Annotated in this window: 25 protein-coding genes and 1 riboswitch; of the genes, 11 read left to right on the top strand and 14 right to left on the bottom strand. The window is 39.1% G+C overall.

Annotated features, from left to right (window positions below; genetic code table 11):
* Positions 1-13: 13 nt before the first annotated feature.
* The 9 genes from ACY3XC_RS23755 to ACY3XC_RS23715 form a co-directional block, all read right to left on the bottom strand.
* A complete protein-coding gene (locus tag ACY3XC_RS23755) occupies positions 14-553 on the bottom strand; it encodes a hypothetical protein (RefSeq protein WP_464870776.1) in 540 nt (179 codons plus the stop codon).
* 23 nt (positions 554-576) lie between these two features.
* The gene (locus ACY3XC_RS23750) at positions 577-2,757 is read right to left on the bottom strand and encodes a cell wall-binding repeat-containing protein (protein ID WP_464870775.1); all 2,181 of its coding nucleotides are present in this window, start codon (positions 2,755-2,757) and stop codon (positions 577-579) included.
* A gap of 17 nt (positions 2,758-2,774) precedes the next feature.
* On the bottom strand, positions 2,775-3,521 hold the full coding sequence (locus ACY3XC_RS23745) for a hypothetical protein (RefSeq protein ID WP_464870774.1): 747 nt from the start codon (positions 3,519-3,521) through the stop codon (positions 2,775-2,777).
* Positions 3,522-4,374: 853 nt separating this feature from the next.
* Entirely contained in the window at positions 4,375-5,313 is a 939-nt protein-coding gene (locus ACY3XC_RS23740; RefSeq protein WP_464870773.1) for a hydroxymethylglutaryl-CoA lyase, read from the bottom strand.
* Positions 5,314-5,327: 14 nt separating this feature from the next.
* Positions 5,328-6,536: a CaiB/BaiF CoA transferase family protein gene (locus ACY3XC_RS23735; protein ID WP_464870772.1), complete on the bottom strand. Its 1,209-nt coding sequence runs from the start codon at positions 6,534-6,536 to the stop codon at positions 5,328-5,330.
* A gap of 129 nt (positions 6,537-6,665) precedes the next feature.
* Positions 6,666-7,709, bottom strand: a complete 1,044-nt coding sequence (locus ACY3XC_RS23730; RefSeq protein WP_464870771.1) for an ABC transporter substrate-binding protein — start codon at positions 7,707-7,709, stop codon at positions 6,666-6,668.
* 26 nt (positions 7,710-7,735) lie between these two features.
* A complete protein-coding gene (locus ACY3XC_RS23725) occupies positions 7,736-8,581 on the bottom strand; it encodes an ABC transporter permease (RefSeq protein ID WP_464870770.1) in 846 nt (281 codons plus the stop codon).
* Positions 8,578-9,354 carry an ABC transporter ATP-binding protein gene (locus ACY3XC_RS23720; RefSeq protein ID WP_464870769.1) on the bottom strand — a complete coding sequence of 259 codons (777 nt, stop codon included), beginning with the start codon at positions 9,352-9,354 and terminating at the stop codon, positions 8,578-8,580. The genes ACY3XC_RS23725 and ACY3XC_RS23720 overlap by 4 nt, the downstream gene beginning before the upstream one ends.
* A 159-nt stretch (positions 9,355-9,513) precedes the next feature.
* On the bottom strand, positions 9,514-10,284 hold the full coding sequence (locus ACY3XC_RS23715; protein WP_464870768.1) for an IclR family transcriptional regulator: 771 nt from the start codon (positions 10,282-10,284) through the stop codon (positions 9,514-9,516).
* 399 nt (positions 10,285-10,683) lie between these two features.
* On the opposite strand from ACY3XC_RS23715, the gene ACY3XC_RS23710 reads away from it, so the two are divergent.
* From ACY3XC_RS23710 to ACY3XC_RS23660, 11 genes are all read left to right on the top strand, one after another.
* Entirely contained in the window at positions 10,684-11,931 is a 1,248-nt protein-coding gene (locus ACY3XC_RS23710; RefSeq protein WP_464870767.1) for a 3-isopropylmalate dehydratase large subunit, read from the top strand.
* Positions 11,928-12,425, top strand: a complete 498-nt coding sequence (locus ACY3XC_RS23705; RefSeq protein ID WP_464870766.1) for a 3-isopropylmalate dehydratase small subunit — start codon at positions 11,928-11,930, stop codon at positions 12,423-12,425. Before ACY3XC_RS23710 ends, ACY3XC_RS23705 begins: the two co-directional genes overlap by 4 nt.
* A 28-nt stretch (positions 12,426-12,453) precedes the next feature.
* The gene (locus tag ACY3XC_RS23700; RefSeq protein WP_464870764.1) at positions 12,454-13,641 is read left to right on the top strand and encodes an MFS transporter; all 1,188 of its coding nucleotides are present in this window, start codon (positions 12,454-12,456) and stop codon (positions 13,639-13,641) included.
* 249 nt (positions 13,642-13,890) lie between these two features.
* A riboswitch (cobalamin riboswitch) is annotated at positions 13,891-14,067 on the top strand.
* Positions 14,068-14,271: 204 nt separating this feature from the next.
* Complete coding sequence (locus ACY3XC_RS23695) at positions 14,272-16,128, top strand: anaerobic ribonucleoside triphosphate reductase (protein ID WP_464870763.1); 1,857 nt, start codon at positions 14,272-14,274, stop codon at positions 16,126-16,128.
* Positions 16,125-16,613, top strand: coding sequence for an anaerobic ribonucleoside-triphosphate reductase activating protein (nrdG, locus tag ACY3XC_RS23690; RefSeq protein ID WP_464870762.1), 489 nt, complete (start codon positions 16,125-16,127; stop codon positions 16,611-16,613). Before ACY3XC_RS23695 ends, nrdG begins: the two co-directional genes overlap by 4 nt.
* A 734-nt stretch (positions 16,614-17,347) precedes the next feature.
* Positions 17,348-17,839, top strand: coding sequence for a sigma-70 family RNA polymerase sigma factor (locus tag ACY3XC_RS23685; protein ID WP_464870761.1), 492 nt, complete (start codon positions 17,348-17,350; stop codon positions 17,837-17,839).
* Positions 17,840-18,184: 345 nt separating this feature from the next.
* The gene (locus ACY3XC_RS23680; protein ID WP_464870760.1) at positions 18,185-19,027 is read left to right on the top strand and encodes a hypothetical protein; all 843 of its coding nucleotides are present in this window, start codon (positions 18,185-18,187) and stop codon (positions 19,025-19,027) included.
* A gap of 301 nt (positions 19,028-19,328) precedes the next feature.
* A complete protein-coding gene (locus tag ACY3XC_RS23675) occupies positions 19,329-19,895 on the top strand; it encodes a competence protein ComK (protein WP_464870876.1) in 567 nt (188 codons plus the stop codon).
* Positions 19,896-19,936: 41 nt separating this feature from the next.
* Positions 19,937-20,191, top strand: a complete 255-nt coding sequence (locus ACY3XC_RS23670; protein WP_464870759.1) for a helix-turn-helix domain-containing protein — start codon at positions 19,937-19,939, stop codon at positions 20,189-20,191.
* Between the two features lie 207 nt (positions 20,192-20,398).
* On the top strand, positions 20,399-20,680 hold the full coding sequence (locus ACY3XC_RS23665) for a helix-turn-helix domain-containing protein (RefSeq protein WP_464870758.1): 282 nt from the start codon (positions 20,399-20,401) through the stop codon (positions 20,678-20,680).
* Positions 20,681-20,844: 164 nt separating this feature from the next.
* The gene (locus ACY3XC_RS23660; protein WP_464870757.1) at positions 20,845-21,084 is read left to right on the top strand and encodes a hypothetical protein; all 240 of its coding nucleotides are present in this window, start codon (positions 20,845-20,847) and stop codon (positions 21,082-21,084) included.
* Positions 21,085-21,154: 70 nt separating this feature from the next.
* Here the strand turns inward: ACY3XC_RS23660 and ACY3XC_RS23655 are convergent, their stop codons facing one another.
* From ACY3XC_RS23655 to tolA, 5 genes are all read right to left on the bottom strand, one after another.
* Positions 21,155-21,700, bottom strand: coding sequence for an REP-associated tyrosine transposase (locus tag ACY3XC_RS23655; protein ID WP_464870756.1), 546 nt, complete (start codon positions 21,698-21,700; stop codon positions 21,155-21,157).
* A complete protein-coding gene (locus tag ACY3XC_RS23650) occupies positions 21,700-22,530 on the bottom strand; it encodes a magnesium chelatase domain-containing protein (protein ID WP_464870755.1) in 831 nt (276 codons plus the stop codon). The genes ACY3XC_RS23655 and ACY3XC_RS23650 overlap by 1 nt, the downstream gene beginning before the upstream one ends.
* 656 nt (positions 22,531-23,186) lie before the next feature.
* On the bottom strand, positions 23,187-23,660 hold the full coding sequence (locus tag ACY3XC_RS23645) for a hypothetical protein (RefSeq protein WP_464870754.1): 474 nt from the start codon (positions 23,658-23,660) through the stop codon (positions 23,187-23,189).
* Between the two features lie 38 nt (positions 23,661-23,698).
* Positions 23,699-24,502 carry an extracellular solute-binding protein gene (locus ACY3XC_RS23640; protein ID WP_464870753.1) on the bottom strand — a complete coding sequence of 268 codons (804 nt, stop codon included), beginning with the start codon at positions 24,500-24,502 and terminating at the stop codon, positions 23,699-23,701.
* An 872-nt stretch (positions 24,503-25,374) separates the two neighbouring features.
* Positions 25,375-25,878, bottom strand: a complete 504-nt coding sequence (tolA, locus tag ACY3XC_RS23635; RefSeq protein ID WP_464870752.1) for a cell envelope integrity protein TolA — start codon at positions 25,876-25,878, stop codon at positions 25,375-25,377.
* Positions 25,879-26,122: the final 244 nt, after the last annotated feature.

Below are 26,122 nucleotides of genomic sequence, written 5' to 3'. Positions count from 1 at the left end.
CCCAATCTACAACTTAGGCAGTCGCTCTAATCCTTGCATCCTTTTCTACAGTGGATATTTCCGGGTTTTGTTTGATTTCTTCCATCTTATCAACCGGTATATACGCTGATAGTAAAGGGATTGTTTCCACTGTATTTATAATTTCCCCATTTACATCATGGATCGCTTCTTCATTCACTTGTTGTTTAAATTGGACAATCATTCTTTCCTCTTCTTGTATCGATTCAATTTCACCCGTTGTTGAATTAACAGTGACCTCCATCTTGTTTGGACTAATCTCTGTTTTCGAAGTATAGGTAATTTTCCAGTGATGATCCTTAGATGTTATTGATTTGGTATAAAGGTCTTTGGAATTCTGATTATTTAGCCCTGTTACTAAATAGGTCGTTCCATTCCTTGGGTGGTGTTGGTTCATCCACTTGGAAACCTTCGGATTATGCATGGCAACTTCTTCAGCAGCCTCCTGAGTAAGCCGCGAAGGTTCCTCCGTTGCTCTACAACCGGCTATGGTAAGAAAACAAAGGGCAAATAATAGGAATCCCACTTTCTTCACTCATCATCACCTGCTTCCCTTCGTTACGGTCGAAGTTCTTGATAAACCTGTTCGCTTACTGAACCGGAACCGCCTAGAACCTTATGCCGAGTAATATTTTTTTCCACAAGAATCATTTTCGTAGCCTCAGGTAACTGCTTTGGATTCGTTAATAAAAGTGGTGCACCTTCTTTTGCAGCTAAAACCGAACCCGTTAATGCATCTGCAAACGTCAAACCAGTGGCAATAAATGCGGTATCAGGCGTTAAGTTTAATTCCCGAATGACATTTGCAGCTACTTCGTATCGGTCTTTACCCGATATTCGTTTCGGATTTGGGATTTTGTCATACACAGCTTTTCCCACACTTGCCTCACCACCAACCACGATGGTATCTTGAACACCTATGCTGGTAAGGACCTCTTCTGTTTGCTGAGGTAAATGATCTCTGTTAGCTAACAAAATAGGAATCCCATTTCTGGCAGCATAAGGTGCAATCGAAAGTGCATCCGGAAAATTCATTCCATCTGCCACAACCGCTCTCGTAGTGGGTCCTAATCTTTTCGCAAGATTGGCTGAAACTTCAAAGCGGTCTTTACCGCCAATCCTCTCCAAATGAGTGACTCCCATGTTACGTAAATCATTTACAACCCCCTCCCCAACACTGCCAGGACCGCCGACAATAATCACTTTTTGGGGCTTGAGCCGACTGATTTCATCCTTTGATTCAGCTGTTAAACGATCTTTAGCTGTTAACAGGATGGGTGCGTTTTCTTTATAGGCGATAGGGGAAGCGGTTAAGGCATCAGCAAACGCATTATAATTCGATACTATGATGGTATTAGCCGTATCCTTCCATCCCATATTTGAAACATTAACGGCTACTTCAAACCGGTTCTTTCCACCGAATCTCTGAAAAATATCTACGTACGAAGAACTTACATACCCTTGAGTCCCCTCAGATAATTGCACGGGGTACCATTCCTGGTTATCGACATTCACAAGAGGGCCTGTTACTTTTAGGTTTAGATCTTTATAGAGTGTCCTTACGACATTACTGCTGAGGGATGGGCTGTCACGAAGGTTAACATTATCAGCTTTCACTAAAGCCATATACCCATTTTGTACCCAAAAGGAATTATAGGTCTCATTCAGCCACAGTGTATAATTGTTCCAAATCGAAGGCTTCTCATGATACAACGCCCAAGAACCCGTTCCCTTTATTCCATATTGCTTCGGCAGACGCAGCTTTGCTTTGATAGAGGGTTCATTTTCAAACCAAATAATATAGTTACCTTCTGTAAGTTTTACACTCCCGATGAAGGCACTGCCGCCTATCGGTATCGTAAACGTTGCATAAGATGACTGAGTCTTCTCATCAAATTGGATTTTTCCATTAAATTGTGCAACAAGAGGATCCACTCTTGTACTTGAAAGTCCCATCCCCGTTATAGAACGGTTCTCCAAGGTCGGCCCATCAAGCTTCCACATTCGCCCATAAAACGGTAATCCAGCAACAATCCGATCCTTTGCAACACCTTGATTTATGGCATACTGGATGGATCTTTCAAAGAAGGAGAGGCTGGATACAGGACCTATTGGGCTATCAGGAGAGTCCCAGCTTTCGTCATAAGCCATAATCATTAAGTAAGTAGCGTATTCCCCTAGTGCCTTATAATCATAGAAGCCATGCCAGCCCGTTTTCCAGCCGTTAGGATTCGCAGCAACCGCTACAGACACCTCTTTATGAGCGGGTATGTATTCCCTAAGAAGCCTTATAAAATCCGTATGAGCATCCCGATAGGCGTGACCTACTCCCTCTATATCCACGTTCACACCATCTAGATTGTATTGTTGAATGGCAGCTGCAATATTTCGAGCTAAGCTGTCACGGTTATTTAACCCGTTAATTCCTGCGGTTGGATTCCAATGATTAGCAAGAAAAGGAACTACTTTCATTCCTCGGTTATGCATCTCGGTAATAAATGAAGTTTGTAACCTCCATGTGACATCGAGCTGTCCATCTGAAGTAATATCAAAATAGTTCGGGGAAACAACATTCAAACTGCCTTTCGTTTTATCTACTTGAGTGACATAGCTGCTGGGTGACCCAAAGAATACATACGACATATTAAATAACCTCGTTTGGGCACGGGTCGGTGAGGTGCCTTGCAACGATACAGGAATGATTAATAATAAGATAATTGTAAGCTTTACTACCTTCATGGCTTCTCCCCCTCATGTTACGGCTTATCATACCTTCCTCTAAAGCTGTAGCCGTTTTCTGTCGGTGTTACCTCGTAATGTAAGTCATTGTAAGTAAAGGATGTTTGTTTTACGTTAGTTAAATTACCATTAGGCTCAACACCCATTTTATTAAAGAGCTCATCCACATCATAAATTTCAATATTCGGATGCAGTAAGGTAATGATTTGACTCCAGCCTGTCAGCATGGCCGCTACGGTCACTTTGGTTTTGTCCTTACTAATCATCTCTAACTGCTGGATGTGATCTTGATGAACAAATACGCGTAACTCCAGCTGATTGGACAGGTTGGATCGATAAAACGTTTCTCCATTGGAAGATACCTCTTCTAGATCCTTAATATATAAATTAGACATTTGTTCATCGGTAACAGCATTCCATCTGGCTTTGAAGTCCTGAAAAGGCAGCTCCGCTGGCACCGTTTCAGTCCCGCTTTTCGGGTCTTCATTTTCTTGTATCTCCTGTGTTTGAAGCCGATCCTCTGCTGCATAGTCTTCTGGCGGCTTTTGTTCTGGAGCGTCTTGATTTTGTACTTGATTAGGAGAATCATTATTTTCATCTACTTGTTCATCTGGCATCACCGGGTTTGGATTTTCTTTTGAAGGAATAGACAATTTAATATACGGACTCGATTGACCAGAAGAATTCTGTTCTGGTCTAGAAGAACAGGCTGAAAGAAGACAAATGAACAGAATGAGGATTGTAACTTGATAAAATTTGGACATACTATCACCTACACTCTTTACGTATTAGACTGTTATTATCTTTTGAAAGACTGCCTGATTCATCCATCCAGTTGTTACCAGCATTTTTTGAACCTCTCATTTATCATCTTGCTGACATTTTCACTATATCAACTTTTCGACACTTTCCAACGCCTCTTAGGAGGTACAAACCCTGTATTACCAACATTTGCAGCGATTCTAATCAATCGATTAATTAATCCCAATGCCACTAATCAAACGTTTGATTAAATAGTCAATGAGCCCCTTTAGGAAGAGAACTTTCTATTGTTTTCAACTGAATAATTTGCCGAAGAAAAGTAGAGAGTATTTATGAGCTTCCTCAAAATAGACAATAGAAACTAGTAAACGTCATAATCTGACACACATCTACTATACGAAATGCTAATCAAACGTTTGATTAAAAGCGCTAGGAACCCTTATATAAAAACGAACCTGGACAGTTTTCTAGTGAATTTTTTGTCGTGGATATAGACTTGTATTCTTAATAGTTCCTTTCCTGTGGACACGGGGACGGTTCTCTTGGTCTTACATATTTTTCCACGACCACCTGAACCGTCCCCACGGTCTTCAAAATTTTGCGTAAGGATCTCCCCTGGAAAACAGCAAAGGCACAACTAGCTCATTACACTAGTTGTGCCTTTTTTACGAATTGTACACGTGTACACGGGGACGGTTCTCTTAGTATTACATATTTTCCCATAACCACAAGAACCGTCCCCACGGTCACGCGCGTTCAAAGAAAGGTAGTGATTGAAGATGGCAAAGAAAACAACGATACGTACCAGCGTTATGACAAAAAGCAGAGAATCGTATCCCTGCTTCCTATAAATCATTAACCTAATTTTTCCTGAGAAACTGGCGCCAAATGCAAATCAGAGCATTTTCCAGCTTTTAAAATAAAACTATTAGAATAAGATGGGAATTTACGTTGTAATTCCTCTCCAATAGAGATAACTTTATCAATTTTGATACCTGTTTTTATTCCCATTTCTTCAAAGCCATGAATTAAATCCTCTGAGGCAATGTTTCCGCTTGCATTTGGGGCGTATGGACAGCCGCCTAAGCCTCCGACTGAGCTGTCAAAGTCTTTAATTCCTACCTCCAGTCCCGCTACTGCATTTGCGAAAGCCATTCCTCTTGTATTGTGAAGATGCAGGGAGAACTTTAATTCTGGGAATCTTTCATGTAGGTTTCCTACTATTCTTTTCACCTTGACAGGGTTGGCCATTCCGGTTGTATCGGCTAATGATAAATCATAAATCCCTAAATCTATATATCGTTTACAAATTTCAGAAATTCTTTCTATCGGGATATCCCCCTCGTAAGGGCAGCCAAATACAACGGAAATGGAACCAGATAGTATGATGGATGTACCTTTTGCACTGGCTACTAGAGGTTCAAATCCCTTCATGACATCGAAGGTTTTACTATTTGCATTGCTGATGCTGTGCGAATCGGTAGCTGACAGCATGAGCTTCACCTTATCTACCCCCGCTTCGATCGCTCTCTCTAATCCTCGTAGATTGGGTACAAGTGCCCGCAATTTGACATCCTTTTTTCGTTTTATCCCTTGTAAAACGGCACTTGCATCCTTGAGCTGCGGAATGGCCCTAGGATGAACAAATGAAGTCACTTCCATTTGCTTAAAACCACAATTGATTAAATCATTAATGATGTCGATTTTCTCCTCAGTGGGAATGATTTCTGATAGGCTTTGAAATCCGTCCCGCGGACACACTTCCGTAATGTTTACTTCATTTGGAAAGTTCAACAACTTCTCCTCCTTTAGATAACCTTTCTTTCTCTTAGGTTTGTAATTTCTTCCTCACTGAGGTTTAATAGTTTTCCTAGTATTTCTTCATTATTTTCCCCTAAATCGGGACCAACATTTCTAACAGCACCAGGAGTTTCTGAAAATTTTGGAACGACACCTGGCATCTTAATTTTTCCAAGCCGCGGATGGTTGACTTCAATGATATTCTCTCTTTGTTTATAATGCTCATCTTCAAAAATATCTTTGATGCTATAGATGGGGCTTACAGGTACACCAAATTCATCTAAAAGATGGAGAAGATCATCCCTATTAAACGTTCTCACCCAATCTGCTACAATACCGTTTGTTTCATCAAAGCGCTTTAGACGTTCAGCATTGTTGTGGTATCTTTCATCCACCAGCATATCTTCTCTTTTCATAGCTTGAGCCAGTCTTTCAAATGTACGATCTGAACTCGTTACAAGGGACACCCAATGTCCATCTTTCGTTTGAAATGTTCCAGCAGGACTAGAATGTCCACTTAAACCAGGAGAACGTTCTTTTATCGTTCCGTTCTGATCGTATTCCGCAACAAGAAACTCAAACATTCTAAACATAGATTCATATAAGCCAATATCAATAAATTGTCCTGTACCATTATCATCTATATCACGGTAATATAGGGCAGCAACTGTCGCAAAGGCAACATAAATACCAGTAACATAGTCTGTTAATGAGAAAGAAGGGCTGATCGGCGGTCTATCCTCATATCCATGCAAATAGGTAAATCCGCTATAGGCCGTGGCGGGTGTTCCAAATCCTGCTTTGTGCGAATTGGGTCCTGTTTGACCGTATCCCGTTACCCTCGACAAGATAAGGTTTGGATTTTCCTTCTTTAAATCTTCATAGCCAATACCCCATTTTTCTAAGGTTCCTACTCTAAAATTTTCAATCACTACATCCGAAATCCGAACCAATTTTCGTAAAACTTCCTTGCCCTCTTCTTGATGCAAATCCAATGTTAGAGATTTCTTATTCCTAGCTAGTCCTGGCCATCTTAATGGTTCATCTCCATGAAATGGGCCCATCCCTCTTAAAGAATCCCCTCTCCCTGGCAGCTCTACCTTTATAACATCAGCACCAAAGTCTCCTAAGAGAGTAGCTCCAAATGGTGCCGCAATCATCGTTGATAAATCTAAAACTCTTATACCCGTTAAAGGTCCAAAGTTAGGATTATTCATACTTTCCATTCCCTTCAACTAACTAGTTTCATATTGTTAGAATAAAAAACACTCACAGTTTTCCGACACTGTTAGGTTACCTAACATAACAGGAAATTCCGAAAGTGTTTTTTATTTGTATACTTTTCTTTACTTCACTTTTTCTGCAAATTCATTATTTACAACTTTATCAAAAGGAACTTCTATTCCTTCAAAATTTACGTTCATTTCATACCCATTTTCAGTAACGATTGGACTTGTGGCAAACGCTGGATAATTGTTTTCATAAGCTATGTTATACACTTCTTCCTCTATATCACTAAAGGATTTCTTTAAGGCTTCTTTTGCTCCCTCTTTATCGGTTTTGATATACTCCTCTGCTTTGGCAACGGCACGAGTCACTTTCTCGAACAATTCTGGATTAGCATCCATTTCTTTCTGCGTTGCGACTAAACCGGTATAAAGGAAACCATTTAAATCTTCTAATTCTCCTTTAGATAGGTTGATTAGCATGAATCCACCATCCATTGCCCCCATATCAGACGTCGGAGAGGAGAAGGCAAAAGCATCAATTTGTTTGTTTTTAAAGGCAGGGATTACGGCTTCACTTTTACCAAGAGGTACTAGCTCAACCTCTTTATCTGGTTGTATATTTTCCCTTTCTAGAAGATAACGAACCAATTTATCACTTGAACTTCCAGGTGATGTGATCGCTATTTTCAACCCTTTTAATGCCTGTATTTTTTCAGAAATAGGCGAGTCTTCCGTAATTCCTTTTTCTTCCGCAATTTCTTTCCTGATAACAACATTTGAAGCATATTGATTCATTAGCGTCGCAAAGACCTTAACATCCTGTCCCTTTTCCGCTGCATCCATTACATTTCCTAAAGTGGTTCCACCAATTTCAACGCTTCCTCCAATAACGGCCGCCATTACCTTAGAACCTCCGCCAGTGGTAATCAGCTCTACATCAAGACCTTCTTCAGCAAAGAACCCTTTTTCCTGTGCAATATATAGTGGTGTGAATAAGAATCCGTGGGTCGTTTGGGCAATCGTTATTTTTTGGTTACCACTTGCTTTCTCAGAACCTTCTTTCGATTTTTTTGTTGCGGCTGGTTCTCCTCCACCACAGGCACTCAAAAGGATTAACATCAATCCTATTACTACACTTAATACAAAATTTCTTCTCTTCAATGTGATTCCCCCTAATAATTGATTAATTAGTTATTTGTTTGCTTCCAACGAAGAAAATGCTTCTCTAAGATACCTAATCCAAAATTGAGCAAGACGGACATAAACATTAAGATTATTACCGCCGCAAAGGTTCCAGCCGTATCGAACTGTCCGGCTGAATAGCTGATTAAGAATCCAACACCACGATTGGATGCGGTGATTTCTCCGATAACGGCACCAATCAAGGCATATGGTACAGACATTTTTAATCCTACAAAGACCCAGTTTAGAGCAGATGGAATCGTTACCTTTAGTAAAATTTGACGTTCACTAGCCCCCATTAAACGGATACTATCAAGCAAATCACTATCAACATTTTTAACACCCGCATAAGTATTAAAGAATACAAGGTAGAAAACAATGACTGCTGCAAAAACGATTTTCATTTCAATTCCAATACCAAACCAAAGAATAAAGAGTGGCGCTAATGCAACCTTTGGCAAACTATACAGTGCCATAATGAAAGGGTCCAATAACTTTGCTAAGAATTCCCACCGTCCCAGAACAAAGCCTAAGATCGCTCCGCCTGTTGCACCAATAAAAAAGCCAATAAACATTTCTTGAGCCGTAATACCGATATGGAAAAATAGTTCACCCGATAGCGTCCACGTATAGAGTGATTGGAAAATATCGCTCGGTTCACTTACCCAAAACTTATCGACCAACGAACCTGAAATCAGTTCCCAAAGCACCAAAATAATGACGAGTAAAGCCAGTCTCATACCCGCAAGAATTAACTTTTCCTGTAAAGGACTCTTTTTCACTTCTTCATCTAAGACAGCAGGCTGATTCTGTACATTCGATTCCTTAGAATTAGCAACTGATACACTCATCCAACAATGCCCTCCTCAATAAATTCTTCTTTTAATGCATCCCAAAGTTTGGTTTGGATATCCTTAAACTCCTCTGTATAGCGGACATTAAACGTATCCCTTGGTCTTGGGAGATTAACATCATGAATGGACTTGATGGTTCCAGGTCTTTTACTAAAAACGGCAACTCGGTCTCCAAGTGTAATCGCTTCTTCCAGATCATGCGTAACAAATATGATCGTTTTCTTCGTGTCCTTCCAAATTTCTAGCAGCTTATCTTGTAGAATTAATCTTAACTGAGCATCTAGAGCGCCAAATGGCTCATCCATTAAAAGAGTCTCTGGATTATAGGCAAGAATCTTGGCGAGACTTACTCTCTTGCGCATACCTCCCGAAAGTTCTTGAGGGTAATGCTTTTCAAAGCCTTTTAAGCCAACCATTTCGATAAATTTAGCACTCTCTATTTCTCGTTCTTTTGCACTCATGCCTTGTATTTCTAAGCCAATTTCAACATTTGCCTTTACCGTTCTCCACGGCAATAAATTATCCTTCTGTGTCATATACCCTACTTGAGTATTAATTTTATCTACTTGTTTCCCGCGATAATGGATTCTTCCCCCATTTGGCTTCATTAGACCCGCACACATATTTAATACTGTTGATTTTCCGCATCCGCTGGGACCAATAACCGTAATGAACTCACCCTCTTTTACATCCAGGTTAATATTTTGTGCGGCTAAGAACGTTTCCCCATCTCTCGTAAAGCGTTTCGATACATTTGAGAATTGAATCAAGACTTTTCCCCCTCTTCATTTATGGTTATTCCATTTCGACAACGCTTTCATTTTTGTCTAAACAAAGAAGTCTATTTACAGCTATGTTGTTGTTGAAAATTTTTAAAATAAATAATTTTCTCATAATTCCCTTCAAAAAAAAGAAGTTTTTCAAAGCCATTACTGGACTGAATTCATCTCTTCCTGTGTATACCCAAGATTTTTAGAAACTCTCTCGCTAGACTCCAAGACTTCTTTTATAAAATTTTCAATTCTTTCTTCCGTAAATCTCACCAATGGTCCAGAAACCGTTAAACCGGCAATGACCTTACCTGTATAGTCTTTAATTGGTGCTGAAACAGAAGCTGTTCCCTCTAAACGGTCACTCAAACTTGTTGCATATCCTTTTTCTCTAATATCAAAAAGTTCAAGCTTTAATTCATTTAGAGCAGCCTCTGACATGAACTCTCTTTGTTCTTTTAACACTTTCGTCATTAGTTCTTGATCAGAAAAGGCCAATAATAACTTACCAGAAGCTCCTTTATGTAAAGGTAATAACTTTCCAACTTCTGAAACTTTCCTTAAAGCTTGATTGCCATCAATTCGATCAATGCAAACTCTCTTTAATCCCTGAATAATATTAATATTCACAGTTTCTTGTGTTTTCTCTGATAACCCCTTCATGATGGGCTTCGCAACATCTATTAGTTCTAATGAACTTTGTACAATATTTCCGAGAGCTAGTAATCGAATGCCTAGTTTATATTCATATGTAGACGGGATTTTCTGAACCATCCCTTTTGATTCTAAAGATGCTAATAAGCGAAAGACAGTCGATTTTGTTAATCCTGTTTTTTGGCTTATTTCAGGAACGGTTAAGATCGGTTCTTCTATTGAAAAACTAGTTAAAATGTCAATCGCTCTTTCGACTGAACGGACCGTTTCACTCATGCATTATTTCGCCTCCATTTTAATTCTTATCACGGGTTCCTTATGTACCTTTTCAAAAAAAGAGACCACATAGTGAATTCCATATATAGTAAATCTCAACCATGTTTCATCTTGTGGATTTCGAATCCGGCTGGTGATTTGTTTTAATCGTAAATGATGATATAAGCCTTGTCAATTAAAAATTCAGAAAAGTTAAAACACTAGACTGTCAAATCTTTTGTAAGCAAGTACAACGAATAAATATTTATATTAATTTAAATTTTCTAATAAATAATTGACATCCAACTTTATTGTCCCGTAGAATGAATTTAAAATTCATCATACGGATTATAAATACGAAGAATGAATTCTTAATTCACTTAATGATTTTTTATTATCATTCTTCAAGGAGGTTTATCGATGGGCCAAACATTAGTAGAAAAGATTATTTCTTCACATGCAGGTAAAGAAACCTATCAAAATGAAATCGCGATTGTAGACGTGGATGCCGTTATGGCATCGGATACTACCGCTCCTTTAACCATCAAAAGTTTTGAAGAAATGGGTGGAACCCACGTTTGGGATTCATCTAAAGTCATCTTTGTCATCGATCATGCAGCACCCGCTCCTAATGAACGAATCGCAAATTTACATTCTTTAATGAGAGACTTTTCTAGAAATCAAGGAATTAAATTATACGATGCAGGTAGTGGCATCTGCCATCAACTGATGGTTGAAAATGAACACGTCAAACCTGGACAATTGGTTCTTGGCGCGGACTCCCATACTTGTACATACGGAGCACTAGGTGCCTTCGCTACTGGTGTAGGTTCAACAGACTTGGCTGCGGTACTATTAACAGGTAAAACTTGGATTAAGGTTCCCGAAACGATTAAGATCCAGTTGAATGGAACGTTACAACCTGGAGTTTCTGCGAAAGATCTTATTTTATTTTTAGTAGGGCAGTTAGGAATTGATGGCGCAACCTATAAAGCGGTTGAGTTCACCGGCGAAGCGATTGAAGCCTTAAGTTTAGACAGCCGTTTAACCATAGCAAATATGGCCATTGAAATGGGAGCTAAAGCGGGGTTTGTTGACACGATTGGGTTGGAATTGCCATATGATTTTGACTATATTCATGCAGATGAAGATGCAAAATATGAAACCGTATACATCTATGATTTTTCTACACTTGAACCACAGGTTTCTATCCCTCATTCACCAGATAACGTAAGACCAATATCTGAAGTAGAGGGTAATTCGATTCAACAAGCTTTTTTAGGGAGCTGTACAAATGGAAGATTAGAAGATTTACATGAAGCCGCCACTATTTTAGAGGGCAAAAAAGTTCATCCTGATGTCAGGTTTATGGTTGCAGCAGCTTCTAATGAAATCTACTTAAAAGCAATTCAAGATGGGACGGCTGAAATACTTGTACGTGCTGGAGCAACCTTCCTTCCATCCGGCTGCGGGCCATGTGTCGGTACACATCTTGGTGTTCCTGGTAATGATGAGGGAGTCATTTCCTCTACCAATCGTAACTTTAGAGGGAGGATGGGGAACAGAAATTCAAATGTATACCTAGGTTCTCCAGCTACTGTTGCAGCATCCGCCTTATTCGGAAAGATTACAAATCCTACAAAGCTTATGAAGGAGGAAGTGAAATGATCTTAAATGGAACTGCTCATGTCTATGGGGATAACATTGATACCGATCGAATTATCCCTGGTAAATATACAAAAACATTAAATATGCAAGAATTGGCTGACCACGTTTTTGAAGATTTAGATCCTGATTTCCGAGCGAAATTAAAGGATGGAGATATTTTAGTTGCAGGCAGTAACTTTGGCTGTGGATCTTCTAGAGAACAAGCACCGTTAGCTCTAAAAAAAGCCGGTGTCTCGATTGTGATTGCAAAATCCTTTGCTCGTATTTTTTATCGAAATGCCATTAATATTGGGTTACCTATTCTTGAAATCAGTGATCACACCATTAGCGATAAGGATAAACTAGAAGTAAATTTAACTACAGGTGAAGTAGAAAATGTAACAACATCCGTAAAATACCAGGGGTCAGAAATGCCCTTAGTGATGATTGACATTATCAATGATGGAGGGCTTGTCCCATATTTAAAGAAGAGAGGGACGTATCAATTATCGTAGATTGATTCTGCCTAAAAGTGGTGTAACTATGAAGATTTTCTCTATCGTATGTATCGCAGGTCTTTATATGTTGATGATCATGGGGACACGTCCAACCGTTTCTTTATTTGCACATGAATTAGGAGGAAGCATTAATCACATCGGATTCATTACGAGTCTATTTTCCTTGGTCCCCTTAATTTTTGCCATTGTGCTCGGGAAAGTGATCGATCAGCTTAATTCTAAAATAACCTTACTTATTGGGGGATATCTGGGCGTTTTAGGAATCATCCTGCCCAGTTTCCTTCCTAACTTTTTCGGATTATATGTATCACAACTCATTGCGGGTTCTGCTCAAACCATATTCATTCTATCTGCTCAAGATTATGTTGGAAGAATCTCTACCAAGGAAAATCGAAATCAATATGTTTCTTGGTTTAGCCTGGGGGTAGCAGCCGGAACTCTCCTTGGCCCTTTGCTAAGTGGAATCATCGCAGATTCATTCAACTTCCCCAAAACCTTTTTCGGACTAAGCCTATTCGGACTCGTAAGCTGCATTCTCATCCATTTCATTCCGAATGTATATCCTATTAAAAAGGAGATAGATTCTACTTCTTCAGTAACAAGCCATTCAACTTTTTTGGATTTACTAAAAATACCGGGATTGAGAGTAGCCTTACTCTTCAGCTCATTAATCTTATTTGCAAAAGATCTATACTTCACCTTTTTCCCACTGCTAGGATTACACTTTGGTTACAGTAACTCTATCATTGGGCTGCTGCTTTCGATAAACGGGATCGCAAGTGTCATTATTCGGTTCTGCATGACCCCTTTAATCAATCGTTTTGGAATGATTCATGTTTTTATAGGCTCTATGATCATTACGTGTGTTTCGTATTCAGCTTTACCCTTCTTTCCACAAATGATAATAGCTGGTATAATCGCGTTTATACTTGGAATGGGCTTAGGAATTGGACAGCCATTATCTATTTCGCTTACCATTGAGCATGCCCTTAACGGTCGTGTTGGCGAAGCTTTAGGAATTCGACTAACGGTTAATCGTCTAACTCAAGTTACTACACCTCTTATTTTGGGAGTACTGGCAAATATATTAGGGATTATTCATATCTTTATGGTTAGTTCTACTGTTATTGGCATTGGTACATTCATTGCGAGCAGAATCAAGGAAATTAGAAAAGATAAATTAGTCAAAAATAATAAATCGCAATCTATGTGATCATAGAAAACCATGCTTATCCAAATCGTATCCGACTCCCTAGGGATGGTTCTCACGTTTCCTACTACCTATTTACCTACTTACTAGCTATCTCATAGCCATCGGAACCTGGATGGTGCCTGTCACCCGGATTTCATACGCTGACTCCAAAATCCCCTAGTAAAAAATGGTTGTCAAAGTAGAGATTGTATATTATAGTAAATTATACAATATTTAGTGTTTTTATCTTCTATAAAATACTATATATAGATATTGACCGATAATAATGGCGTCAAATAAGACGTAATAGGGAATCTGGTGAAAGTCCAGAGCTGTACCCGCAACTGTAAATGCTGACGAACTAAGTAATCCACTGTCTTAGGATGGGAAGGTATTAGAGTAGGAAGAAGCATAAGTCAGGAGACCTGCCATTTTTATACGTATTATCTTCTTCGGGAGTTGGGGAGGTATAACGGGGCTATTCTGACTATTAGCAGTGAATGAATGCTGTTTATAGATGATTCCACGTTATTTCACCCATCAACTTTGATGGGTTTTTTGTTGTTCAAAATAAAAGTCAATTGCCACTGAAAAGAGCCATCAGAACCGTCCCCAGGGTTCCATGGTTCTGAGCAAACAAGGAGGTCCAATGTGGAAACGAAACAGGTTTTTTCTAATTTATTAGCGGAATTCAATGAAATTGTTGGTAGCAATAATCAAGATTTAATACAAGAGAATGCGAATGTCGATGGCAAGAGCCCTATGGGTATGATGGGACTCTTCGCTTCTACTAGTGCGAAGTATTACGCAATTGAACACTTATTGTCTGACGAAGTAAAACAAGCTTATATGAATGGTTATATTTATATTCATGACTTGGATTACTATGCATCAGGCACGACAACATGCGTGCAAATCCCATTAGCAAAGGTGTTAAAAGATGGTTTTGATACCGGCCATGGTCATATGCGTGAACCAAACAGTATCATGTCGGCAATGGCTTTAGCTTCTATCATCTTTCAATCGAATCAAAACCAGCAGCACGGCGGTCAAGCAATGAGTAACTTTGATTTTGATTTAGCACCTTATATATATAAGACATACGAGAAGAACGTTCAATTATTAGAAAGCGTTCAAGCTGGCTGCGACCTAGAAGAAAAAGCTTGGGAGCTGACAGATAGAGATGTCTATCAGGCTTGTGAAGCCTTTATTCACAATAGTAATTCCATGCACAGCCGCGGTGGCGGACAGGTCCCTTTCATCAGTATTAACTATGGATTAGACACTTCAAAGGAAGGGCGAATGCTTGTTAAGAATATGCTTCTTGCTACTCAAAAAGGGCTAGGAAATGGAGAAACGCCGATTTTCCCAATTCAAATCTTTAAAGTAAAAGATGGTATCAATTTAAAACAAAGTGATGTCAACTATGATTTGTTCAGGCTGTCGCTTGAAACAACAGCAAAACGTCTTTTTCCAAACTATGTGTTTGTAGATGCTCCATTCAATCTACACGATTACAAAGAAAAAGATCCTGAAACACATATCGCCACAATGGGGTGTAGAACAAGGGTACTCACAAATGTAAATGGCAAGTCAACGCCCGTGGGGAGAGGAAACCTCTCGTTTACTTCAATTAATCTGCCTTTGATTGCGGTAGAAGCAGATAACGTAGAGGAATTTTTTAAGAAGCTGGACCATTATGTTGACCTAGCAAGTCAACAACTATATGAAAGGCTCTTATATCAATCAACAAAGACACCTGCAAATTTTAAATTCTTATATGGGCAACAAATATGGAGGAATTCAGAGGAACTATACAAAGATACCTCTCTAAAAGAAGTTCTTCGTCAAGGTACATTATCCGTTGGTTATGTTGGTTTAGCGGAGGCCCTTGTTGCCCTGATTGGAAAACATCATGGAGAAAGCGACGAAGCTCAGAGCCTAGGCTTAAAAATGGTTTCCTTCATGAAAGAAAAGATGGATCTTTTAACAGAAAAGACGAAATTAAACTATACATTGCTAGCAACACCTGCCGAATCCTATGCAGGGAAAGCTTTAAAAATCGCTCGAAAAAAACATGGGGTCATCAAAGGAGTAACAGATAAGGAATGGTTTACGAATAGCAATCATGTCCCTGTCGAATATAAGATTAATGCAATCAATAAGATTAAAAAGGAAGCACCTTATCATGCGTTAACAAATGCTGGTCACATTACCTATGTGGAATTAGCAGAAGATGCTTCAAAAAATATCGATGCCCTAGAAACGTATGTGGTGGCAATGAAAGAAAATGGGATAGGGTATGGCAGTTTTAATGTTCCCGTTGATCGCTGCCTTCAGTGCGGATACAATGGCGTGATTTACAACGAATGTCCTAAGTGTAATAATCACGACGATATAGAACGCATAAGAAGAATAACTGGATACTTGGTAGGAAGCATGGAAAAATGGAACAGCTCAAAACGTAAAGAAGAAATGAATAGAGTAAAACATGGGTGTAAGAAATGAGAATCATGAAGATTGACACGGACGCTACGGATAATGGAAACGGCATCCGTACGGTCATCTATGTATCAGGTTGTACGCATTATTGTGAGGGATGTCATAATCCCTCCTCTTGGAATGCAAGCAATGGGATAGAATATAGCATAAGTGAATTGATTGAAATAATCGAAGAAAATCCCATCGCCGATGTAACCATTAGTGGCGGAGATAGTCTTACCATTCAATACGAGGAAACATTGATGCTTGTTAAGGAAATCAAAGCTAAGACGAACAAGAATATATGGCTATATACTGGTTATGTGTTTGAGGAATTACCTGAGCATAAAAAAGAGATAGTACATTATCTAGATGTGATGATAGATGGACGCTTTGAATTATCAAAAAAGGACTTACGAGTTCTATTCAGAGGTTCGTCCAATCAGCGGATCATCGATGTACAAAGAAGTATAATAGGTGATACTACCATTCTTTGGGGGCGCCAGTGGTGAGCCGAGGGTGATATTTGCATCAATTTATAAATTTATAAATCAATACAAATATCACCATTTTCACTATACCACCTTTTCGACACTTTCCAACGCTTCTTAGAAGGTCAAACCCTGCACTGCCAACATCTGTAGTGATTCTAATCAATCGATTAGTTAATCCGAATTCCCCTAATCAAACGTTTGATTAAATAGACAATAAGTCCCTTTAGTAAAAGAACTTTCTATTGTTTTCAAATGAATAATTTGCTGAAAAAAAGTAGAGAGTAGTTATGACCTTCCTCAAAATAGACAATAGAAACTAGTAAAGGTCATAACCTGACACACATCTACTGTACGAAATGTCAATCAAACGTTTGATTAAAAGCGCCAAGAATCCTTATATAAAAACGAACCTGTGCAGTTTTCTAGTGATTTTTTTGTCGTGGATATAGTCTTATGTTCTTAATCATTCTTTTCTATCCCTCAACCACTTCCATGGTGAACTCTACTAATATATGAATGAGGAAACCACACGAACCGTCCCCACGGCTTTTTCGGTCTTTTTATCTCTTATACTTTTTAACATTCTAATCATATTTGGGGCTTGTTGTTCCAATTTGAATCAAATTTCACCCTATAAATCTCATTTTCTCTGTTAAATTCAATTTTCCAAGATTCGAAGTTTCCCAATGGATGGATTATGGTAAAGCTACCTAGGAATAGATCGGAAGCGCGCTGCCTGAAGGACTTTATCAGTGGAGAGCTTTGACGAGTTAGTTGTACAGTATCAACCGATGATTCGTAAGATTATTAAATCCTTGCACATCTATAAAAATCAACATGAATTCTATCAGACGGGATTAATTGCCCTTTGGGAGGCTACACAATCCTTCGACCAACGAAAAGGCAGCTTTTCGAATTACGCCTACACGTCTATTAAAGGGAAAATGTTATCTGATATGACACAGAACAACCAATATAAGGAGAAACATATTCTTCCACAGCAGGAGGAGTTTTGGGAAAGGATTGAAGGTCAGGAATCACCACTTTTTCTTGAGAAAGAAACCATCCAATCATATTGCGAAGGCCTAACGAAAAAGGAAGCAGCATGGGTAATGAAATCATTTATCAATCAGCTATCCATTAAAGAAATAGCGGAAAGCGAAAAGGTAACCGTTTCTGCCGTTAAGCATTGGAAATTAGGGGCAATAAGAAAAATGAAGCAAAAAGTTGCAACTTATCATTAACAACTTTATTTCAACCTGGGCAGTGTGTTTATTACCTAAACTGCCCGGGTTTCTAAGGTGCTTTTACAATATCCGACAAAATCGGATATAACTCGGGGAGTGACAGGCACGAATTCAATCTTAAATCTTGGATAGTAACAAGCACAAATATCAAAAAACGCCTTCAAAAGTCATTTTTTAAGGCGTTTTTTGACGTTTGGCCCTAAAAATGTCCTCAAAAGAAGAAATGGGCAGTTCGATTTACTCAGCCAATCTCGTTATTGTAGAAGTGCTAGTCGTGAACCTTCACATTAAGCTCTCACGAAGGAACACTTTAAACTTGGTGATGAGAGGGTGTTATGAATCATGAGTATAAAATCGGGTAATACGGAAGAATTTAAGCAGTTCTCGCAATTTAGTTCCCTACAAGAATTTAATCAACATATGGAGATGTGGTCATTAGAACACAAGCATGATTTTACTAAGGGTGAGCTGGTAGGATTAAAAAGGCTCGTGCGATTTGCCGCCAAAGTTCCCGGCGTATGCAATGCCAAAATCGGAACCATCTTAAAATCAATTCACGCACAATACCATGATAACGGCATATCAAGGTCTACCTTTAAACGAATGATTTTGAAAGCAAGGGAATATGGGATCATCACGGTCTTTGAAACAGAAAGGAAGAACGGTTCGCAGTCTAGCAATTTATATCAGTTTAACCGTTTTCCAACGAATGAACTACCCAAAGCGGAAAAAGTGAACCACCAATATGAAACTAGTAATCTTATAAAAACAAACAATCAAAAGATAAATAAACGTTACGAAGAACCGTCAACATTAGATTACTCCTATGTAAACAGTAAAGTACCACAACCTTTTGTACAGCTAGTAAAATGCTTTTTCACCGATGCAAAAACCATTGAAGAATATTGGCAGATGGTGCAAATTACTGCTTTTCGCTTTGAGTGTGCGAATGACACAGAAGATGTACTAGACATCTCCATCCAGGCTTTTAGACAACTGATTCGAAAAATAAAAAGGACCCATCTTGTAAAAAATCCGCTCGCCTACTTTTATGGAATCTTAAACAACAAATTCATGACATTCTATTTAGAAAAGATATCGGCAATGGGGACTACAACACCCATAACCTATACTTTTCTAGATGGCATAAACCCAGACTGGGATTGGTTGCAGCCAAATGAATAAACGATTTTATTGCCCTCGGTGAACAGGAAAGGAACCAAATCGCAAAAAATGTCGCATCTTTGTCAAAATTCACCCGAATTATGACGAATCTGTTTGCTATAGTCCGCAGTAAAAAAGTCCCAATTAGCGTTTAATAGATTTATAAGGTAACCGCATACATTGCCTTAATGAAGGAGGTTTATGTAAAGGAAAGACATGGCCAAACCATGAAACATAGAAATCCATTTTATCTGGTAAAGTTTTTCTCAAAATAGCAGTTAGTAAACCTTCGAATTTATAGCACCTAAGGGAGTGGAGTACGATTATAAATAAAAATTTCTTTATTGATAAGAAAGTGATCCTTGTGATGGGTGAATATGACCAAAATGGGAAGCTGTGTTCCAGGATCATGGTAGAAAAAACGACGTTACTGGTGGACAGAGCTCCACTACATTTATTAGACGATACATTAAAATACATAGGCTTTGATTTACGGGGAGCAATAGCTGGAGCAAAATACATTCTTAATAAGACCGTTAAGTGTCCAATCATTGTAAATCCCTATCAAAGCGTTTGCCTTTTTCCAAGCAAATCCCCACAAAAACAAGACTGCATCTGGTTTAATCCCGACCATATTGTCAACACCAAAGCAATTGGCAACAAGACCGAGGTAGAATGGAGCAACGGTCATTTCATGCTTGTCGATGCAAAATTAACTGCTTTTAACAATAAACTTCAAACAGCCAACCAATTAAAACGACTCACGAAGGAAAGAGGGATTCAAGCTGGCCCCCTCCTCTTCTATCTGGAACCGCCAAAAAAGCATCAGCTTCTTAAGGAGAAATCAGGCAAGTATAATTTTGACATTTTAGAAAAAGAAGAAAAATGAAAATCCCTTATTAGATATCTACTAGCCAAAGGAGGAGTTCCATGGCGGATTATTATTCGCACTTAGATTTTGGGAAGGCATTAAAAAGACTGCGAAAGGACCGGAAATTATCGCAAGAGGTACTTGCGGACCTAAGCGGATTAGATCGATCCTATATTAGTATTCTTGAAAGAAATCTTAAACTGCCCAGTCTATATACTATTTTAGCCCTTGCTTCCGGGCTTGGTATAAAAGCTTCAGAATTTATGATGGAAATGGAAAATCAAGTTTTCGACAGAGTGAATGCACCATTCTAAAAATACAAGGGAAAAATCCGTGCCCAAATAAGAGATTTCAGTCTATTAAACCAAAATAGTCACAGCAAGCGATCACTCGGATCCGGATTATATCAAGAATTCCTAAATGAGTGAACCCATTTTTTATTAAATGAGCTGTTTTGTAGGCTATAGCCCGTGGAGCAATTACCTTCCTAGGTTTCTAATGGTCATAAAAGGAGAATTCCCTTGAAAGAAAAGGCCATTTACATAGGAAAAGTAATTAGAACATTACGAAAAGCAAAAGGTATGACTCAAGAAGGGCTGGCGAATGAAATCCACTTAGATCGGAGCTATTTAAGTGAAATTGAAAGAAACCTAAAAGCTCCATCAGTCTATACCATCTTTAAACTTACTATAGGCTTAGGCATACCACCAGGAGAAATGTTTGAAAAAATCTACCATTGCATAGACTTTAAAAGTTTATTCGAACAGGAGTTCATTGATCCAAAAATGGACAAAGGAAAGTAAGACTCTCGTTCCAGCTATGGAAAATTTCAAGTGAGGATAAAGGTTTAGTTGAGGAGAATAGCGGAAGGCTCGTTATTCTCCTTCTTTGCACTTACGCCTAGTTCCACTAGTAGGAACCTAGTAGTCTCTGGCATAATGATTCTTACGTAAATGAGGGTTATCAAATGAACAGGCAGCATAATGAAATTGTTAAAATGGATATATTGAGAAAATTCGAGTTCAAAGGTCAATTGTACTACATAGAGGTTTTCCATTATACAAATGGTACCACCAAAGCGTTTGCAAATGAAAGACCTGGTAAAGTCCAATATATCTTAGAGGATTTCCCAATAGGCATTGGTCGAGATGACCATGACCCAATAAAGGCTGCTATTCAAGCGATTGACAACATTCCATATCAATAATCATTAAAGCGTTAAAACAGCTGGTACCTGTTCTATTAACAAGATCACTATGAAACGATTAAATCATTAGTTACACCTGTAAAGTTTGGCAGTACCTTTCTTTCCGTTCTTCTACTGTCCCAAGATAATAATTCAATATACAATCAATATTCATATAAGAAGGTACTACTGCTTGAGGGTGTATAAAAAAATGATAGCTGCTCCAAGGGTAGTATTCTGGCTTCCTAACCATTTTGGCCTCAACCGGATTTAAGTGAATATAGCGGCTAACCTCTAGCATACCTGCCTTATCTTCAATCATCTTGTCGTAAAAACGTTTCTCATAGACATGGCCTGTTAAGCGATACTTGGTATTGTAATAATTGGCATAGCGTTTGTTGATTAGTCCCATGAGCTTTGAAAAGGAAGTCTCTTTTGAGCGAATGAGGAGATGGTAGTGATTGGTCATTAAACAGTAGGCGGCGATTTCAAATGGTATTTTCTCATGGAGCTGTTGAAGGATATGGAAAAAGGCTTGGAAATCAGATGCATTTCGAAAAAGCGGATCACGGCGGTTGCCACGACAAACAATATGATAATATCGAAGATTGACCCAAACTCTTTGTGGGCGTGCCATTAGGTTTCCCTCGCGATACTATGTTGTTTAGAAACTGCCGATCGTCTTAATTCACCTGCGATTTGATTCAGACTCATTACCTCTAGTTGGGCTTGATTCGTTAGAGAAGGAAGAACGGAGGGGAAAGTTTCAGCAAGCAAGCTTTTTCCACAGCCTGGTGGACCGCTCATTAACACATTATGTTCGCCAGCAGCAGCAATTTCTAATGCTCGTTTCGCCTGCTCATGACCAATAACGTGGCAAAAATCCTTTTGAACTGCTTCAGAAAATTGTGGTGCTTGATTACTTGTCCGAGGTTTAGGAAGAAATGAAAAACTTTGTTGTCCTTGTAAGTGCTGGACCACTTCCTTAATATGGCTTACAACAACAAATTCCAGGCCATGCAGCATGTCAATCGGTATGGTTGGATCATCAGGGATGTAAATCTGCTTTAGACCAAGTGCTTTTGCTGCAATTAATGCTGGCAGCAGCCCTTCCGCACTTTCTATCGTTCCATCTAGGGACAACGTTCCAATAAACGCGGTATCTAACCGGATTTCTTCCTTAATAACCTTTAGTTCCTTTAATGCAGCAATCGCTATCGCTAAATCAAATAAAGGTCCATTCTTTTTTTGTTCAGGCGGTGAAAGATTAACGACAACCTTTTGATCGGTAACATCTTCACCAAAGTGACTAAGAGCAGCTATCACCCGTTCTCTTGACTCCTTAACCGAAGAATCTGGCAACCCTACAATGACCATCGACTCCTTACCTGGAGATATCCTCACTTGCACCTGAACCCGATAGCCCTCAAGTCCTTTTAAACCAATACTTAATACATTGACCGTCATAAAGCAGCCTCCAACATAACATATTTTTCATTGCTATACATAATTGGAATCACACAAAAGAATTGAGGAAAAAGTAAACGTAGCTTATTTCTGAAGATTAATAAAAAGGAGTATTACAATACTAACTTTCTACAAAATAATTCAAAATCCTGCAAAATATTGTAGAAAAAAATAAAATACATTGGAACGAGTTGGAGCTTAGGATTACCTTTTAAATAAGGTTTTTTTTGTGTATAATGAACATATAATAAAAAGGAGAAGTGCTGGTAACACTTCTCCCTGCAGCCTCTACCGTCAGGGTGGTGGTTGTCAAAGTAGTTTATTTATGAGAACCACCCTTTGGCTTTCGACGGCGTAGGGTGGTTTTCTTGTTTTCTAGGATTTTTTTCCGAAAGAAATATGCACTAACTTCACGCACAATTCCCTTTAGAATTTCTCGTAGGATTTCAAGAAAAGTTTCCAGGTATATCACCTCCTCCCCTATTAAAAAGGAAAAGAAGATCAACAACCGGCCACCCTCACAATATTGAGCTACAACCCCATTCTAGCATTATCTATTTAAATAAAGAACTATCAATCTTCGACAAATATCGGGGATTGACAGGCACTGATATTAAGGATGGGAACGACCGCGACTGATCGTTCCCTGGGCAGGCTTATTCAAATTCTGTTTCGCTGTTTACAACAAACCATACATCTTTTACCCCTTGTCCGTTTACATCCCCTTCTTGCTGGTCTTTTGCAAAATAATAGAGAGGAAAGCCTTTATACGTGACCTGCTTCTCCCCGTTGTCTTCTCTTGTGATCGTATCGAAATCCTTTTTATCAAAACCTTCCGGGACGGCGAAATCCTCCTGGGTAAATGCCGGCCAGTTTGCCAGGCAGTCTCCGCTGCAATTGCTTTTTCCTGCTTCGTCCTTTTTAAAATAATACAGGGCCCTTCCCTGTGAATCCACCAGGTACTCTCCAGCTTTCTCATTCTCCAAAAGCTGGAGGCTGTCAGCCAGTGCTTGTTCCGTTTGAGCTTGATCGAGTTGATCTTTCTCTGTTTTTTCCTCCGTGCTTTTTCCGCAGGCAGCCAAAGCAAAAATAATCGAAAGTATCGCGAGGGTAAGAATTCCTTTTTTCATGTATGTTCCTCCCAGTTTTTTAGATTTAAGGCTCATCCTTACTTCCAGCCCCATTTTTGAAAGATTAGGTGAGATTCTTCCGTTCTTAAATAATCAATAAATTGCTGTGCCTCTTTTTTCTGATCGGTGAATTTCGTCAGGGCGATTGGCGTTCCACGATAGAGCTTTTCTTCTTTGGGCAGCTCGACCAGGTCGGTCACATCCTGGAGCCGGTAATGCCACGATTCATAGGTAATCCAGGCGTCCAGGCTGGAATTCGATTTCCATCGTTCAATGGCTTCGGCACTCGACTTCACAGAAAGGTTAATATTTTTGGAAATGCCTTCAATCAGCCCTTTTCTGCCTGCCAGGTCTTCCCACAGGCCAAGCTGGCCGGCCCCATTCACATCGATTATTTTTACTCCTTTTTTCGTCAAATCCTCCAGACTTTCAATCTTCTTAGGATTTCCCTTCCTCACCAATATTCCTGCAGCACGCGGGTAAAGCTCCGTACGTGATTTAGTGTCGATCATTTCGGGGTGGTTAAAGATGAAGTCCTGCAGCATATACTCGGAGCCACCGAAAATAATATCTGCATCTTGCTTTGCCTGGCCGATCCAATTGCCCTCTGGTCCGGCTGTTACTTCCACCTTGATTCCCGTTTCAGCTGAAAAATGTTCAGCCGCTTCCTTAATCGGTCCAAGTGGTCCGCCCGGTCCGTACACTCGGATGACATGATTACTTTGGCTAGAATTGGGTGTCGCCTGGAACTCTGGCTTACGGTCCATTTTTGCATAGGCTGACAATCCGGCAGCCATAATGACAAAGAGTAGTAGAGCTGATAGGAACACAGTCTTCTTCATGATTCTTCCTCCATTTCATACATGATTTTTATCAGTACTATTAAAGGAAACGAAGGGAGGCTGTAAACGGTTTGATTATAATTGCAAAATAGTTAGAAAGTTTCATAAATCTATTGAAAATTAGTCTGGTGAAGAATAAATAAAGGTGTACATGTTGGTTTAAAATATAGTTAGAACAGAAATATTGATACTAAGTTAATACACATTCACCATTTCCACTATACCATCTTTTCGACACCCTCCAACGCTTCTTAGAAGGTATAAACCCTGCATTACCAACATCTGCAGCGATTCTAATCAATCGATTAGTTAATCCGAATCCCCCTAATCAAACGTTTGATTAAATAGACACTGAGTCCCTTTCGTAAAAGAACTATCTATTGTTTTCAAATGAATAATTTGCCGAAAAAAAGTAGAGAGTATTTATGGTCCTCCTAAAAATAGACAATAGAAACTAGTAAACGGCATACCCTGACACACATCTACTATACGAAATGCCCATCAAACGTTTGATTAAAAGTGCCAAGAACCCTTATATAAAAACGAACCTGGGCAGTTTTCTAGTGAATTTTTTGTCGTGGAAATAGCCTTATGTTCATAATCATTCTTTTCTATCCCTCAACCAATGCAATGGTGAACTATGTACACGGGGACGGTTCTCTTGGTCTTACATATTTTGCCATGACCGTAAGAACCGTCCCCACGGTCTCCTACTTTTCTAGCACGTACGACTCAAATCTACATTCGGATATATCAATGAAACTTCAGTTTAGGAATTGTTAATGAAATACAAAAAATAATCCCATCTCATTATTTGAGAAGGGATCATGCATAATTCAACTCCCTAGAAAGGTCTACTAAGTGATAGTTCACTATCTTTCACAAGCAAAATTATCGTTATCTCTATCCATTTTAGATTGATAGGCTGGATGATCAGAAGCTACGCCATTTGGATATTTCTTTCTTAGTTCAGTACAATTGTCAAAGAGCTCTGATCCTCCACTTGAAGCTGCAGCTGCTTTGGATTCTGCCTCTGCCTTTGCTTTAGCTTCTGCATCCGCCTTTGCTTTAGCTTCTGCATCTGCCTTCGCTTTGGCTTCTGCCTCTGCCTTTGCTTTAGCTTCTGCATCTGCCTTCGCTTTGGCTTCTGCCTCTGCCTTTGCTTTAGCTTCTGCATCTGCCTTCGCTTTGGCTTCTGCCTCTGCCTTTTCTTTGGCTTCTTCATCTGCCTTTGCTTTGGCCTCAGAACTCTTTTCCTCATTCTTATCCTCTGCTTTTGAGGTTTCCGAACTTTCAGATGAACAAGCTACTAAACTAAAAATTAATAATAAAGCAAATAAACCTACTAAATACTTTTTCAATTTAATAACCCCCATAATATTTTTTCTATCCTTGTTTAACAATATCATAGATTGTAATATTTTTACTTTTTATAGAAAAATTTAGTTATAGTTTTTAGCGGTCGCACCAATATGATTGCAGTGATTCTTCCTCATTTAGGAAACATTCCGAGAATTAACTAGGAATTCTTTGGATGGTGCCTGTGAATTGCGCCCATCATAGTTGACACGAATAATACCGGAAATCTATGGCCATAATCGTCATAAAGGGAGTGATTCA

The sequence above is a fragment of the Bacillus sp. CZDM1 genome (genome assembly GCF_055502545.1).
Note: the sequence above shows the minus strand (reverse complement) of the source record. Positions and strands in the feature narration are given on the sequence as shown.

Coding starts and splice junctions, on each gene's coding strand:
- ACY3XC_RS23710 (WP_464870767.1), top strand. CDS start 10,684: ATGGGCCAAACATTAGTAGAAAAGATTATTTCTTCACATGCAGGTAAA.
- ACY3XC_RS23725 (WP_464870770.1), bottom strand. CDS start 8,581: ATGAGTGTATCAGTTGCTAATTCTAAGGAATCGAATGTACAGAATCAG.
- ACY3XC_RS23680 (WP_464870760.1), top strand. CDS start 18,185: ATGAGTATAAAATCGGGTAATACGGAAGAATTTAAGCAGTTCTCGCAA.
- ACY3XC_RS23640 (WP_464870753.1), bottom strand. CDS start 24,502: ATGAAGAAGACTGTGTTCCTATCAGCTCTACTACTCTTTGTCATTATG.
- ACY3XC_RS23745 (WP_464870774.1), bottom strand. CDS start 3,521: ATGTCCAAATTTTATCAAGTTACAATCCTCATTCTGTTCATTTGTCTT.
- ACY3XC_RS23700 (WP_464870764.1), top strand. CDS start 12,454: ATGAAGATTTTCTCTATCGTATGTATCGCAGGTCTTTATATGTTGATG.
- ACY3XC_RS23650 (WP_464870755.1), bottom strand. CDS start 22,530: ATGACGGTCAATGTATTAAGTATTGGTTTAAAAGGACTTGAGGGCTAT.
- ACY3XC_RS23715 (WP_464870768.1), bottom strand. CDS start 10,284: ATGAGTGAAACGGTCCGTTCAGTCGAAAGAGCGATTGACATTTTAACT.
- ACY3XC_RS23735 (WP_464870772.1), bottom strand. CDS start 6,536: ATGAATAATCCTAACTTTGGACCTTTAACGGGTATAAGAGTTTTAGAT.
- ACY3XC_RS23750 (WP_464870775.1), bottom strand. CDS start 2,757: ATGAAGGTAGTAAAGCTTACAATTATCTTATTATTAATCATTCCTGTA.
- ACY3XC_RS23705 (WP_464870766.1), top strand. CDS start 11,928: ATGATCTTAAATGGAACTGCTCATGTCTATGGGGATAACATTGATACC.
- nrdG (WP_464870762.1), top strand. CDS start 16,125: ATGAGAATCATGAAGATTGACACGGACGCTACGGATAATGGAAACGGC.
- ACY3XC_RS23670 (WP_464870759.1), top strand. CDS start 19,937: ATGGCGGATTATTATTCGCACTTAGATTTTGGGAAGGCATTAAAAAGA.
- ACY3XC_RS23645 (WP_464870754.1), bottom strand. CDS start 23,660: ATGAAAAAAGGAATTCTTACCCTCGCGATACTTTCGATTATTTTTGCT.
- tolA (WP_464870752.1), bottom strand. CDS start 25,878: ATGGGGGTTATTAAATTGAAAAAGTATTTAGTAGGTTTATTTGCTTTA.
- ACY3XC_RS23655 (WP_464870756.1), bottom strand. CDS start 21,700: ATGGCACGCCCACAAAGAGTTTGGGTCAATCTTCGATATTATCATATT.
- ACY3XC_RS23660 (WP_464870757.1), top strand. CDS start 20,845: ATGAACAGGCAGCATAATGAAATTGTTAAAATGGATATATTGAGAAAA.